A 13,520-nucleotide genomic window follows, 5' to 3' on the forward strand; every position below is an offset into this window, starting at 1 on the left:
CGCCGGAAGGTGTGGTTTCTGGCATGTGCCAAAGGGGCGGCCCGATTCGGTCTTGTTCGGAGGACGTGACAACATGCCGTCATGTCCTCCGCACTGACCGATCTCTTCCCACTTCCGATCGTGCAGGCCCCCATGGCGGGCGGGGTCTCCGTCCCGCAGCTCGCCGCCGCCGTGTCCGAGGCGGGCGGGCTGGGGTTCCTCGCCGCCGGGTACAAGACCGCCGACGGGATGTACCAGGAGATCAAGCAGTTGCGGGGGCTGACCGGCCGTCCCTTCGGTGTGAACGTGTTCATGCCCCAGCCCGAGTACGCGGAGTCCGGGGCGGTGGAGGTCTACGCGCATCAGCTGGCCGGTGAGGCCGCCTGGTACGAGACCGAGCTCGGCGACCCGGACAGCGGCCGGGACGACGGGTACGAGGCCAAGCTGGCCGTGCTGCTGGACAACCCGGTGGCCGCCGTCTCCTTCCACTTCGGTGTGCCGGCGCCGGAGGTGCTGGACTCCCTGCGGCGGGCCGGGACGGTCACGCTGGTCACCGCCACCACCGCCGAGGAGGCCCGTGCCGTCGAGCGGGCCGGGGCGGACGTGGTGATCGCGCAGGGCGTGGAGGCGGGAGGACATCAGGGCACCCACCGGGACGTCGCGGAGAACGACGGGTCCGGGGTCGGGCTGCTGTCGCTGGTCGCCCAGGTGCGCGAGACCGTCCGGATCCCGGTCGTCGCCGCGGGCGGGATCATGCGCGGCGGCCAGATCGCGGCCGTACTGGCGGCGGGGGCGAGCGCAGCGCAGCTGGGGACGGCCTTCCTCGCCACCCCGGAGTCCGGCGCCGCCGCCCTGCACAAGCAGGCGCTCACCGACCCGCTCTTCACGCGGACCGCGCTGACCCGGGCGTTCTCCGGGCGGCCCGCCCGCGGCCTGGTCAACCGGTTCATGCGCGAGCACGGCCCGTACGCGCCCGCCGCCTACCCGGAGGTCCATCACCTCACCTCCCCGCTGCGCAAGGCCGCCGCCCGGTCCGGGGACGCCCAGGGCATGGCCCTGTGGGCCGGACAGGGCCACCGGATGGCCCGCGAACTGCCCGCCGGTCAGCTGGTGGAGACCCTCGCGGCGGAACTCGCCGCCGCGACGACAGCGTTGTCGGCCGCGGTGGAGAGCAAGGGAGAGGGGGACCGGCGATGACGGCGCCCGTCTTCGTCGTCGAGGACTTCCCCGCCGGTGGTGCCGGACAGTACGTCCTCGACGGGCCCGAGGGCCGGCACGCGGTCTCCGTGAAGCGACTGCAGCCCGGCGAGGAGGTCGTCCTCACCGACGGCGCCGGCCGCTGGGCGGTCTGCGAGGTGGTCGCCGCCGAGGGCAAGGACCGGCTGGTCGTCCGCATGACGTCGGTCTCCGAGGAGCCGGAGCCGTCGCCCCGCATCACCGTCGTCCAGGCACTCCCCAAGGGCGACCGCGGCGAGGTCGCCGTGGAGACCATGACCGAGGTCGGCGTCGACCGGATCGTGCCCTGGCAGGCCGCCCGCTGCATCACCCAGTGGAAGGGCGAGCGGGGCCTCAAGTCGCTGGCCAAGTGGCGGGGCACCGCCCGCGAGGCCGGCAAGCAGTCCCGCCGGGTGCGGTTCCCCGAGGTCGCGGACGCGGCGACGACCAGGCAGGTCGCCGCGCTGCTGGCGGAGGCCGACCTCGCCGCCGTCCTGCACTCCGACTTCGGGCACGGCAGTGAGCCGCTCGCAGCGGCCGAACTGCCCACCGGGGGCGAGATCGTGCTGGTCGTCGGGCCCGAAGGGGGCGTCGCCCGGGACGAGATCGCCCTGTTCGAGGAGGCGGGTGCGAAGGCGTACACCCTGGGGCCTACCGTGATGCGCACGTCGACCGCCGGGACGGCGGCCGCGGCCCTGCTGCTGGGCCGCACCGGCCGGTGGTCCTGAACCGACCGCACCACACCCTGGGGGACAGCCGTGGAACTCGCCCAAGTCCGGCTCCTGGTCACCGACTTCGCCGCCTGCTACCGCTTCTACGCCGAGGTGCTCGGGCTGAGGCCGCAGTCGGGGGCGAGCGAGGGGCCGTACGAGAAGTTCAGCCCGCATGCCGGATCGGCGGGGATCGCCCTGCAGGACCGGGCGATGATGGCCGCGATACTCTCCGAACTGGGCGACGCGGCGACCGGGCACCGTTCTCTGGTGGTGCTGCGCGTCGACGACCTGGACGGCTACTGCGAGCAGATCACCGCACGGGGCGCGGTCCTCGTGCACGGACCCGAGCCGATGACCGAACGCATGCGGGTCGCCCACCTGAAGGACCCCGAGGGGAACCTGGTGGAACTCCAGGAGTGGCTGCTGCTGCGGACCTGAGGGAGAGCGCACCGGCACGGGTGACCCCTCCGAACACGTGAGTGGCCGTAAGCCCCCTACCGCCACCGGCGGGACGGTGGCAGGCTGCCCTCCATGGGGGCATTGAGGAGGATTTGGGGCCGGCCGCGCGGAACCAGGGCGGCGGCCGCGGCGGGGCTCGCGGTGATCGCCGTGGGCGGTGCGGTGGCCTGTCAGCCGAGCGACCTGAACACCGCGACGGTCGCCTACACCACCGACCGGACGGCCACCGCAGAACTGAAACGCCAGCACGTCGACGTCGACTGGCTCACCTGCACCGGCAACCACGGGTCGTCGGCGAGGAGCACGACGGGCACGAAGACGCCGTCGGCCACCTCGACCACCGTCGTCTCCGTCGACTGCCGGGGCCGGACCAGGGACGGCCGGGACATCACCGTCACCGGCCGGGTCACCAAGGCCGTCAGCGGCGCCTGTGTGCGCGGGAACCTCGTGGCCAAGGTCGGCGGCAAGGAGTGGTTCCGGGTGAACGGGCTGGGCAACTGCGACGCGACACCCGGGCCGGCGTACAGCACCTACCGGCCGCCCACCTACGGGCAGCGGCCCGGCCCCACCGTGACCGTCACGAAGACGATCTGGTGCCAGGGCGACCCCAAGTGCTGGCCGGTGCAGGGAAAGTGATCGAAATCGGCCACCGGGAACACGCCGGGGTGCATAGGCTGAGCGAGTGACTCAGGGTGCAGCGACAGGACCGCGGTCCTACCTCCGATTTCCCCATGTCCACGGCGACCTGGTCGCCTTCACCGCCGAGGACGACGTGTGGCTCGCGCCCCTGGACGGCGGCCGGGCCTGGCGGGCCAGCGCCGACAACGTCCCCGTGACGCTGCCCCGCATCTCGCCCGACGGCACCACGGTCGCCTGGACCTCCACCCGCGACGGCGCCCCCGAGATCCACCTCGCCCCCGTCGACGGCGGCCCGTCCACCCGCCTGACGCACTGGGGGAGTTCCCGCACCCAGGTGCGCGGCTGGACCGCCGACGGGCAGGTCCTCGCCATCTCCACCTACGGCCAGGCCAGCCTCCGGCGCAGCTGGGCGCACGCCGTCCCGCTCGACGGCGGCCCGTCCACCGTCCTGCCGTACGGCCCGGTCGGCCACGTCGCCCTCGGCCCGCACACCGTGCTGCTGTCCGCGCCGATGGGGCGGGAGGCGGCCTGGTGGAAGCGGTACCGGGGCGGTACGGCGGGCAAGTTGTGGATCGACCGGGACGCCCGGGGCGGGGAGGGCACCGGCGAGTTCGTACGGCTGCACGCGGAGCTGGACGGGAACCTGGAGTACCCCGAGTGGGTCGGGGACCGGATCGCCTTCCTCTCCGACCACGAGGGCACCGGAGCCCTGTACTCCTCCCTCGCCGACGGTTCCGACCTGCGCCGGCACACCCCTCTCGACGGCTTCTACGCCCGGCACGCGGCGAGCGACGGCACCCGGGTCGTCTACGCCTCGGCCGGTGAACTCTGGCTCCTCGACGACCTGGAGGGCGCCGAGCCGCGCCGCCTGGACATCCGGCTCGGCGGGTCCCGGGTCGACCGGCAGCCCTACCCGGTCAACGCGGCCCGCTGGTTCAGCTCCGCCTCGCCCGACCACACCGCGCGCGGCAGCGCCGTCCTGGTGCGCGGCGGCGTGCACTGGGTGACCCACCGGTCCGGTCCGGCGCGCGCCCTCGCCGCCCAGCCGGGGGTGCGGGCCCGGCTGCCCGTCACCTTCCGCGCGGACGCCGAGGAATGGGTGGTGTGGGTGACGGACGCCGAGGGCGACGACGCCCTGGAGTTCGCCCCCGCCACCGGACTCGTGCCCGGCGCCACCCCGCGCCGGATCGCCGCCGGACAGCTCGGCCGGGTCCTGGACCTCGCCGTCGCCCCCGACGGCGCCCGGGTCGCCGTCGCCGCCCACGACGGCCGGCTGCTCCTCGTCGAACGCGAGACGGGTGAGGTCCGCGAGGTCGACCGCAGCGAGGACGGCGACGTCTCAGGACTCGCCTTCTCACCCGACTCCGGCTGGCTCGCCTGGTCCCACCCCGGCGCCGGCGGCCTCTGCCAGCTCCGTATCGCCCACACCACCGACCTCACCGTCACCGAGGCCACCCCGCTGCGGTTCCGGGACTACGACCCCGCCTTCACCCGCGACGGCAAGCACCTCGCGTTCCTCTCCACCCGCTCCTTCGACCCGGTCTACGACGAGCACGTCTTCGACCTGGCCTTCGTGGTCGGCGACCGCCCGCACCTGATCACCCTCGCGGCCACCACCCCCTCGCCGTTCGGCCCGCAGCGGCACGGCCGTCCCTTCGAGACCCCCGACAAGGAGGAGACGCCGGACGCCGAGGGCACCCCCGCCACGCGGATCGACCTGGAGGGCCTCGCCGACCGGATCGTGCCCTTCCCCGTCGAGGCCGGCCGCTACTCCACGCTGCGCGCCGCCAAGGACGGCGTCCTCTGGCTGCGCCACCCGGTCCGCGGCGTCCTCGGGGCCTCCCGCGCCCACCCCGAGGACCCGGCGCCCAAGACCGAACTGGAGCGCTACGACCTCGCCCAGCAGCGCATCGAGTACCTCGCCTCCGACGCCGACCACTTCGAGGTCAGCGGCGACGGCAAACGCGTCCTGCTCTGGGCCGACGGCAAGCTCAAGGTCGTCCCCAGCGACCGCCGCGCCTCGAACGACGACGACAGCGACACCAACATCACCGTCGACCTCTCCCGGGTCCGGCAGACCGTCGACCCGGCCGCCGAGTGGCGGCAGATGTTCGACGAGACCGGCCGCATCATGCGCGACCAGTTCTGGCGGCCCGACCTCGGCGGCGTCGACTGGAACGGCGTCCTGGACCGCTACCGCCCGCTCGTCGACCGGGTCGCCACCCACGACGACCTCGTCGACCTGCTCTGGGAGGTCCAGGGCGAACTCGGCACCTCGCACGCCTACGTCACGCCGCGCGGCGGCCACGGCGGCGGCGCCCGGCAGGGCCTGCTCGGCGCCGACATCTCCCGGCACGCCGACGGCAGCTGGCGCATCGACCGGATCCTGCCCGCCGAGACCTCCGACCCCGGCGCCCGCTCCCCCCTCGCGGCCCCCGGCGCCGCGGTCCGCCCCGGCGACGCGATCGTGGCCGTCGCCGGCCGCCCCGTCGACCCGGTCACCGGCCCCGGCCCGCTCCTGGTCGGCACGGCCGGCAAGGCGATCGAACTGACCGTGTCCCCGGCGGGCGGCGGCGACCTGCGGCACCCGGTCGTCGTCCCGATTGCCGACGAGGAACCGCTGCGCTACCACGCGTGGGTCGCCGACCGCCGGGCCCACGTCCACGAACTCTCCGGCGGCCGCCTCGGCTACCTCCACGTCCCCGACATGCAGGCGCCCGGCTGGGCCCAGATCCACCGTGACCTGAACGTGGAGATGGCCCGCGAGGGCATCGTCGTGGACGTCCGCGAGAACCGCGGCGGGCACACCTCCCAGCTCGTGGTGGAGAAGCTGGCCCGGCGGATCGTCGGCTGGGACCTGCCGCGCGGCATGCGGCCGTTCAGCTACCCGAGGGACGCGCCCCGGGGACCGGTCGTGGTCGTCGCGAACGAGTTCTCCGGCTCCGACGGCGACATCGTCAACGCGGCGATCAAGGCGCTGGGCATCGGCCCGGTGGTCGGCACCCGCACCTGGGGCGGCGTCATCGGCATCGACAGCCGCTACCGCCTGGTCGACGACACGCTGGTCACCCAGCCGAAGTACGCGTTCTGGCTGGAGGGCTACGGCTGGGGCGTCGAGAACCACGGCGTCGACCCGGACGTGGAGGTCGTACAGACCCCGCAGGACTGGGGCGCGGGGAGGGACCCCCAGCTGGACGAGGCCGTCCGGCTTGCGCTGGAGGCACTGGAGGCGGCTCCCGCGAAGACTCCGCCCACTCTGCCTGCCTGAGGGGGGGCGGGGCTGTATCACCGTGCGGCTCCGCCACCGGGCGCGCCCAGCCCCCACCGGGCGCGCACCCGACGACGATACGATGCCCCGAAACCGATCACCTGGCGAGGAGAAGACGTGGCAGGGGAACCCCAGGACGACTGCCTGTTCTGCAAGATCGTCGCAGGCCACGTTCCCGCGACGATCGTCCGGGAGACGGACACCACCGTCGCCTTCCGGGACATCAACCCCCAGGCCCCCACCCATGTCCTGGTGATCCCCAAGGTCCACTACCGGAACGCGGCCGAGCTCGCCGCCGGCGAACCCGCCGTCGCCGCCGACATACTGCGCGAGGCCCAGGCCGTCGCCGACGAGGACAAGCTGGAGAGCTACCGCCTCGTCTTCAACACCGGCAGCGGCGCCGGCCAGACCGTCTGGCACGCCCACGCCCACGTCATCGGCGGCCGCGGCCTCCAGTGGCCGCCCGGGTGACCCGCCGTGTCCGTACGTGAGCTGGTGGTGCTCGGCACCGCCAGCCAGGTCCCCACCCGGCACCGCAACCACAACGGCTACCTGCTGCGCTGGGACGGCGAGGGCATCCTCTTCGACCCCGGCGAGGGCACCCAGCGGCAGATGCTGCGGGCCGGGGTCGCCGCCCACGACCTGAACCGGATCTGCGTCACCCACTTCCACGGCGACCACTCCCTCGGCCTCGCCGGCGTCGTCCAGCGCATCAACCTCGACCAGGTCCCGCACCCGGTCACCGCCCACTACCCGAAGTCCGGCCAGCGCTTCTTCGACCGGCTCCGGTACGCCACCGCCTACCGCGAGACCGTCGGCATCACCGAGGCCCCGGTCGACGCGGACGGCGACCTCGCGGTCACCCCCGCCTACACGCTGGAAGCCCGCAAGCTCTCCCACCCCGTCGAGTCGTACGGCTACCGGCTCACCGAGCCCGACGGCCGCCGCATGCTGCCCGAACGGCTCGCCGCGCACGGCATCACCGGCCCCGACGTCGGCCGGATCCAGCGCGAGGGCGTCCTCGGGGACGTCACGCTCGACGAGGTCAGCGAGGTGCGGTCCGGCCAGCGGTTCGCGTTCGTCATGGACACCCGGCTGTGCGAGGGCGTGCACGCCCTCGCCGAGGGCTGCGACCTGCTCGTCATCGAGTCGACCTTCCTCGACGAGGACGCCGGACTCGCCGCCGACCACGGCCACCTGACCGCCGGACAGGCGGCGGCCGTCGCCCGCGACGCGGGCGTACGGCACCTGGTGCTGACCCACTTCAGCCAGCGCTACTCCGAGCCCGAGGAGTTCGAACGGCAGGCGCGCGCCGTCGGCTACGCGGGGGAGCTGACCGTCGCCCACGACCTGCTCCGAGTGCCGGTCCCGAAGCGCAGGTGAAACGACCGTACGATGCTTTGATGCCCCTCCCCAAAGCAGAACTGCACCTCCACATCGAAGGCACCCTGGAGCCCGAGCTGGCGTTCCTGCTGGCCGCCCGCAACGGCGTCGAACTGCCCTACGCGGACACCGAAGCGCTCCGCAAGGCCTACCAGTTCGAGGACCTGCAGTCCTTCCTGAACCTCTACTACGAGCTCATGACCGTCCTGCGCACCGAGCAGGACTTCGACGACCTCGCCGACGCCTACCTGTCACGGGCCGCCGCGCAGGGCGTGCGGCACGCGGAGATCTTCTTCGATCCGCAGGCGCACCTCGCGCGGGGCGTGGACATGGGGACGGTCGTCGAGGGCCTGTGGCGGGCGCTCGGCCGCAGCGTCGACAGCCACGGGATCTCCACCCGCCTCATCATGTGCTTCCTGCGGGACGAGCCGGCCGAGTCGGCGATGGCCGCCCTGGAGGCGGCGAAGCCCTACCTCGACCGGATCACCGGCATCGGGCTCGACTCGGCCGAGGTCGGGCATCCGCCGGCCAAGTTCCGCGCGGTGTACGAGGCGGCGGCCGCGCTGGGGCTGCGGCGGGTGGCCCACGCGGGCGAGGAGGGGCCGCCGGAGTACATCACCGAGGCGCTGGACGTGCTCGGCGTCGAACGCGTCGACCACGGGCTGCGCTGCATGGAGGACCCGCGACTGGTGGAGCGTCTGGTGCGGGAGCGGATCCCGCTGACGCTGTGCCCGCTGTCGAACGTCCGGCTGCGCGCGGTCGACGTGCTCGCCGACCACCCGCTTCCGGCCATGATCGACGCCGGGCTGCTGTGCACGGTCAACTCCGACGACCCGGCCTACTTCGGCGGTTACGTCGCCGACAACTACCACGCCGTGCGCGACGCCCTGGGCCTGTCCAGGGAGCAGATGCGGGGACTGGCCCGCAACTCCTTCCTCGCGTCCTTCCTCGACGACGACGAGGAGCTGCGGGCGCGCTACCTCGCGGAGGTGGACGCCTTCGAGTTCGGCCGGGCCCACGGCTAGGCCGCGACGTCCAGCCGTACCGGCGTCGTCCCGTCGGTGAGCGCCGGGCCGGTCGCGACGGTGGTGGTCCTGCGCCGCAGTGCCACCGCCGTCAGCGGCACCGCGACCGCCAGCAGCCCCACCGCGAGGACCGTCCCCATCGCCGGGAAACCGGCCCGCGCCGCCAGCAGGCTGCCGGTCATCGGGCCGACGGCCGTCCCCAGCGACGACGCCGAGCCGACCAGCACCGCCCAGCGGCCCCGCGGGTCGAGGGCGGCGGCCAGCCCGATGACGTACGACAGGACGACCGGGTAGAGCAGGTTCCAGGCGATCTCGCCGGACGCGAACGTCGTCAGGTCGGTCGCGGACGCGCTGAGCGCGATGCACCCCGCGATCAGCACGGTCCCCAGGCCGATCGGCAGCGCCCGGCCGAGCCGCGGGCCGAGGGCGCCCGCGCCGACCACACCGAGCAGGCCGGTGCCGAGCCCCACCGCGAACACCGCGCCGACGGTGGCCTCGCCGAGGTGCGCCTGCGTCAGGCCGATCCGGCCGCTGACCCCCCACAGCGAGTTCTGCGCGGCCGACCAGCACGGCATCGCGGCGGCCAGCAGCAGGCCCGAGCGGAGGTGCGGGAGCCGGGAGCCGGCGGCGGCGCGGGGCAGGGCCGGGGCGGTACGGGGGGACAGGCGGGCGGTGAACGGCCAGACCGCGAGCGCCGTGAGCGCGAGCGCGGCGAGGGGCTGCGCGTGGCCGGGGCCCAGGTGCGGGACCGTCAGATAGACGGCACCCGCGAGGGCGGAGACGCCGAGCAGGCCGAGGGTGGTGGTGCGGTGGGGGTCCCGCTGTGCGGCGATGCCGGTGGCGGCGACCGCGGTGACCGTGCCGGAGCCGAAGCCGCCGACGACCGCGCCGGCGACGACCGCGGGGACGGTCGTGGTCAGGGCGGCGCCGCCGTAGCCGAGGGCCGCGAGGAGCAGGCCCAGGCGGGCGAGCGTCCGGGCGCCGACGCGGTCGACCCGGGACGCGAGCAGGAAGCCCGCCGTCGCCGAACTCAGCAGCAGGGCACTGCCGACGGCGCCCGCCCACGTGGCGGAGAGGGGGAGTCCCGACGCGAGCCGGCCGACCGTGGTCGGGAGCAGGTACGGGGCCAGGTACCCGGCCGTGAAAAGGGCGACGAGGGGCCAGGCGGTGGTGCGGGGGGCGGACACGGGCGTTCCCAGGGCATGCGAAAGGAGCGGTGCAGGAAGGGGGTTGGGCGCAGGCCGTCGAGGGACAGGAACGCGCGGGCAATTTGTATCAAGTGGGGAGGGGGAGCAGAAGGGTGGGGGGTGTGATGTGGGGCACGGTGAGGTTTCGGGTGCGGGGGAGGGGGTAGCGGCGCCGCGCGTCGTGGGGGGTTCGGTGGAGGGCCGGGTGCGGGCCGTGGTCGTCGCTCGCGCAGGTCCCCGCGCCCCTGAGGGCGCTACCGCGCCGTGAGGGGCGCGGGGACCTGCCGCGCGACAAGCCCCCACCGGCCCGCACCCGGCGACGAACCGGTCCCCCGCCCCCTCAGCGCCAGTTGACCGTGCCGCCCGTCGTCGCCGACTCGATTCTCGTGCGGGTCTCCTGCATCACCGTCACGATCTCCGCCTCGTGCTCCGGCGTGAGGCGGGCCACCGGTACCGAGCAGCTGATGGCGTCCTGGGCCGGGGTGTCGTACCGCAGGGCGAAGCCGTAGCCGGTGATGCCGAGGACGCTTTCCTCGCGGTCGACCGAGTAGCCGCGGGCGCGGATTCCGGCCAGGTCGGCGGCGAGGGTGTCCGGCGTGGTGTGGGTGTGGGGGGTGAGGGACCGGTAGGGGCCCGCGGGGAGGCCGGCGTCCGGGCGTTCCGCCAGCAGTGCCTTGCCGAGGGCGCCCGCGTGGGCCGGGAGGCGGCGGCCCACGCGGCTGATCGTGCGCAGGTACTCGTGGGACTCCCGGGTCGCCAGGTACGCCACGTCCGGGCCGTCCAGGCGGCCCAGGTGGATCGTCTCGCCGAGCGCCTCGGAGGCCTCGTCGAGGTAGGGGCGGACGAGGCGGACGCGCGGGTCGGAGTCCAGGTAGCTGGTGCCGGTCAGCAGGGTGCGGATGCCGATGCCGTAGAGCGAGCCGGTGGTGTCGGTGCGCACCCAGCCGCGGGCGATCAGCGTCTGGAGGAGGGCGTACATGGAGCTGCGCGGGACGCCGAGGCCGTCCGCCAGTTCCTGGAGGCGGGCCGGGCGGTCGCCGCGGGCGGCGAGGAGCTCCAGCAGCTCCACGGTGCGCGCCGCGGACTTCACCTCGCGGACCCCTGCTGTCTCGGACATGTGCAGATCGTAGGGGGGCGGGGAGGGGTGCGCCGTTGACGGGGGGCGTTCGCATATCTAGTCTCTGTCTTCATACGTGGATGATGTCTACATGGGGAGACGGCGAGATGGGTGCGGTGGCCGGACGGCCGGAGCGGGTGGCGCGGAGGCTGCGGGACGGGATGGCGGGCGGGGTGCTGTCGTTCCCGCTCACCTCGTTCCGTGCCGACGGGTCCCTCGACGTGGACGGGTTCCGGGCGTACGTGGCCGGCCGGCTGGCCGCCGCGCCCGGCGCCCTCTTCCCGGCCTGCGGGACCGGGGAGTTCTTCTCGCTGGACGAGGAGGAGTACCGGCAGGTGGTGACGGTGGCGGTCGAGGAGGCCGGCGGGCGGGTGCCCGTGGTCGCCGGGATCGGGTACGGCTGGGCGCAGGCCGTCCGGTTCGCGCGCGTCGCGGAGGAGGCGGGGGCGGACGCCCTGCTCGTGCTGCCGCACTACCTCGTCGCCGCCCCGCAGGACGGGCTGGTCGCCCAGGTCGAGGCCATCGCGGGCCGGACCGGGCTGCCGCTCGTCGTCTACCAGCGCGGCCAGGTCGCGTACACCGCCGGGTCGTTGGCGCGGATCGCGCGCATCCCCGGCGTCATCGGCCTCAAGGACGGGCACAGCGACCTCGACCGGCTCCAGCGGCTGACCCTCGCCGCCCCCGACGGCTTCCTCTTCTTCAACGGCGCCGCCACCGCCGAGATCCAGGCCCGCGCATACGCGACGGTCGGCGTCCCCGCGTACTCCTCCGCCGTGCACGCCTTCGCCCCGGAGATCGCCGACGCCTTCTTCGCCGCCCTCCAGGACGGTGACCGGGGCACCGTCGACAAGCTGCTGCGCGACTTCTACGTGCCGTTCGTCGAACTGCGCGACCGGGTGCCCGGATACGCGGTGTCGCTGGTGAAGGCGGCGGCCCGGCTGCGCGGCCTGCCGGTGGGACCCGTGCGCGCCCCGCTCACCGACCCGTCCGCCGCGGACCTGGCCGAGCTCGGGACCCTGCTCGACGCCGGCCTCGGCCTCGTGGGAGCGTCCCGGTGAACCTCAGCCTCACCGACGGCCGCCGCACGCCGGTCCTCGCCGCCGCCCCGCCGCTGCTGAACACGCAGGTCGAGCACCAGCCGTACGCTCCCGGCTGACCGGTCGCGGCCGCCGCCCGATCGGGCGGGTCGTACGGCGAGAGCGGCCGCCGCTCCGGTGACATGGTGCACACTGGCCGGATCCGCACCACGTCAGGGAGCGCACCGTGACCGCGTCCAACGCGTTCGCCGGAGAGGAACCGGAGTACCTCGACGACGACAGGGGAGCAACAACACCGCACTGCGCCGCGCAGGTCGACCCGCTGGCGGCCCTGCGCACGCCCGACGAACCGCCCTGGGACGTCTACCTCACCGGCACCGTCTTCCTCGACATCGTCTTCACCGGCCTCGACAGCGCGCCGGTGCGCGGCACCGAGTCCTGGGCCCGCGGCATGGGCTCCAGCCCCGGCGGCGTCGCCAACATGGCCACCGCCCTCGCCCGCCTCGGCCTGAAGACCTCCCTCGCGGCCGCCTTCGGCGACGACCACTACGGCGAGTACTGCTGGGACGCCCTCGCCCGGGGCGAGGGCATCGACCTCTCCCCGTCCCGGACCGTGCCCGGCTGGCACTCGCCGGTCACCGTCTCCATGGCGTACGAGGGGGAGCGGACCATGGTCTCGCACGGGCACGAGCCGCCCGCGGACCTGCTGTTCCGCCAGCAGAACGCACCGGGCCACCCCGCCCGTGCGCGTGCCGCCGTCGCCTCCCTCACGCCCGGCAAACGCAACCCCTGGATCGCCAGGGCGGCCGCCGAGGGCACCCGGATATTCGCCGACGTCGGCTGGGACGACACCGGTGCCTGGGACCTGGCCGGGCTCGCCGACCTCGAACACTGCGAGGCGTTCCTGCCCAACGCGGAGGAGGCACAGCGGTACACCGGCGCGGACAGCCCGCGGGCCGCCGCGCACGCCCTCACCGAGTACGTGCCGCTCGCCGTCGTCACCCTCGGGTCGGAGGGCGCCTACGCCGTCGACGGGCGTACCGGCGAGTCCGCGGAGGTCCCGGCGATCGCCGTGGAGGCCCTCGACCCGACCGGTGCGGGGGACGTCTTCGTCGCCGGCTTCGTCACCGGCACCCTCGCCGACTGGCCGCTCGCCGACCGCCTCGCCTTCGCGGGTCTCACGGCGGCGCTGTCCGTCCAGGAGTTCGGCGGCTCGCTGTCCGCTCCCGGGTGGTCGGAGATCGGGGCGTGGTGGCGCAGGGTGCAGTCCGTGCCGGGACAGGATCCGGCCGCCCTGCGCCGGTACGCGTTCCTGGAGGGCCTGGTACCGGAGGAGGACCAGGTGAGGCCGTGGCCACTGCGCAGGGCGGTACCGACGATCGGGTTCGGACGGGCGGGGTGACTGTCACGGCCGCGGCTGCAGCCGCGGCCGCCTGGGGGCCCGGGGGGACTCACCCGCGCTCACCCGTGCCCACCCAGCGGCGCGACCGTCCGCGGC

Annotated in this window: 12 protein-coding genes; 10 read left to right on the forward strand and 2 right to left on the reverse strand. The window is 74.3% G+C overall.

The window, feature by feature from the left end:
* Positions 1-81 precede the first annotated feature (81 nt).
* From BLW82_RS28855 to BLW82_RS28890, 8 genes are all read left to right on the forward strand, one after another.
* Complete coding sequence (locus tag BLW82_RS28855; RefSeq protein WP_093503156.1) at positions 82-1,176, forward strand: nitronate monooxygenase; 1,095 nt, start codon at positions 82-84, stop codon at positions 1,174-1,176.
* Complete coding sequence (locus BLW82_RS28860; protein WP_093503158.1) at positions 1,173-1,922, forward strand: 16S rRNA (uracil(1498)-N(3))-methyltransferase; 750 nt, start codon at positions 1,173-1,175, stop codon at positions 1,920-1,922. The genes BLW82_RS28855 and BLW82_RS28860 overlap by 4 nt, the downstream gene beginning before the upstream one ends.
* Positions 1,923-1,952: 30 nt before the next feature.
* Complete coding sequence (locus BLW82_RS28865; protein WP_093503160.1) at positions 1,953-2,345, forward strand: VOC family protein; 393 nt, start codon at positions 1,953-1,955, stop codon at positions 2,343-2,345.
* Positions 2,346-2,438: 93 nt separating this feature from the next.
* Complete coding sequence (locus tag BLW82_RS28870) at positions 2,439-3,002, forward strand: hypothetical protein (protein ID WP_093503162.1); 564 nt, start codon at positions 2,439-2,441, stop codon at positions 3,000-3,002.
* A gap of 46 nt (positions 3,003-3,048) precedes the next feature.
* Positions 3,049-6,273: a S41 family peptidase gene (locus BLW82_RS28875; protein ID WP_093503164.1), complete on the forward strand. Its 3,225-nt coding sequence runs from the start codon at positions 3,049-3,051 to the stop codon at positions 6,271-6,273.
* A 117-nt stretch (positions 6,274-6,390) separates the two neighbouring features.
* The gene (locus tag BLW82_RS28880; protein ID WP_093503166.1) at positions 6,391-6,744 is read left to right on the forward strand and encodes a histidine triad nucleotide-binding protein; all 354 of its coding nucleotides are present in this window, start codon (positions 6,391-6,393) and stop codon (positions 6,742-6,744) included.
* A 6-nt stretch (positions 6,745-6,750) separates the two neighbouring features.
* Positions 6,751-7,656 (forward strand): ribonuclease Z, encoded by a 906-nt coding sequence (locus tag BLW82_RS28885; protein ID WP_093503168.1) that lies wholly within the window; start codon positions 6,751-6,753, stop codon positions 7,654-7,656.
* Positions 7,657-7,676: 20 nt separating this feature from the next.
* Complete coding sequence (locus BLW82_RS28890; protein ID WP_177233101.1) at positions 7,677-8,681, forward strand: adenosine deaminase; 1,005 nt, start codon at positions 7,677-7,679, stop codon at positions 8,679-8,681.
* On the opposite strand, the gene BLW82_RS28895 is transcribed toward BLW82_RS28890, so the two are convergent.
* Complete coding sequence (locus BLW82_RS28895) at positions 8,678-9,868, reverse strand: MFS transporter (protein ID WP_256215996.1); 1,191 nt, start codon at positions 9,866-9,868, stop codon at positions 8,678-8,680. The two genes, BLW82_RS28890 and BLW82_RS28895, sit on opposite strands and share 4 nt — an antisense overlap.
* Before the next feature lie 340 nt (positions 9,869-10,208).
* The gene (locus BLW82_RS28900; RefSeq protein ID WP_093503172.1) at positions 10,209-10,985 is read right to left on the reverse strand and encodes an IclR family transcriptional regulator; all 777 of its coding nucleotides are present in this window, start codon (positions 10,983-10,985) and stop codon (positions 10,209-10,211) included.
* A gap of 107 nt (positions 10,986-11,092) precedes the next feature.
* Here BLW82_RS28900 and BLW82_RS28905 point away from each other — a divergent pair, with 107 nt between their 5' ends.
* Positions 11,093-12,043: a 5-dehydro-4-deoxyglucarate dehydratase gene (locus BLW82_RS28905; RefSeq protein WP_177233102.1), complete on the forward strand. Its 951-nt coding sequence runs from the start codon at positions 11,093-11,095 to the stop codon at positions 12,041-12,043.
* A 205-nt stretch (positions 12,044-12,248) separates the two neighbouring features.
* Positions 12,249-13,424, forward strand: coding sequence for a carbohydrate kinase family protein (locus BLW82_RS28910; protein WP_093503174.1), 1,176 nt, complete (start codon positions 12,249-12,251; stop codon positions 13,422-13,424).
* Positions 13,425-13,520: the final 96 nt, after the last annotated feature.

This window comes from Streptomyces sp. Ag109_O5-10, from assembly GCF_900105755.1.
Taxonomy (GTDB): Bacteria; Actinomycetota; Actinomycetes; order Streptomycetales; family Streptomycetaceae; genus Streptomyces.

What these genes read in the sequence shown, in the direction of transcription:
- BLW82_RS28855 (WP_093503156.1), top strand. Translation starts at nt 82, where the DNA reads ATGTCCTCCGCACTGACCGATCTCTTCCCACTTCCGATCGTGCAGGCC.
- BLW82_RS28860 (WP_093503158.1), top strand. Translation starts at nt 1,173, where the DNA reads ATGACGGCGCCCGTCTTCGTCGTCGAGGACTTCCCCGCCGGTGGTGCC.
- BLW82_RS28870 (WP_093503162.1), top strand. Translation starts at nt 2,439, where the DNA reads ATGGGGGCATTGAGGAGGATTTGGGGCCGGCCGCGCGGAACCAGGGCG.
- BLW82_RS28890 (WP_177233101.1), top strand. Translation starts at nt 7,677, where the DNA reads ATGCCCCTCCCCAAAGCAGAACTGCACCTCCACATCGAAGGCACCCTG.
- BLW82_RS28900 (WP_093503172.1), bottom strand. Translation starts at nt 10,985, where the DNA reads ATGTCCGAGACAGCAGGGGTCCGCGAGGTGAAGTCCGCGGCGCGCACC.
- BLW82_RS28905 (WP_177233102.1), top strand. Translation starts at nt 11,093, where the DNA reads ATGGGTGCGGTGGCCGGACGGCCGGAGCGGGTGGCGCGGAGGCTGCGG.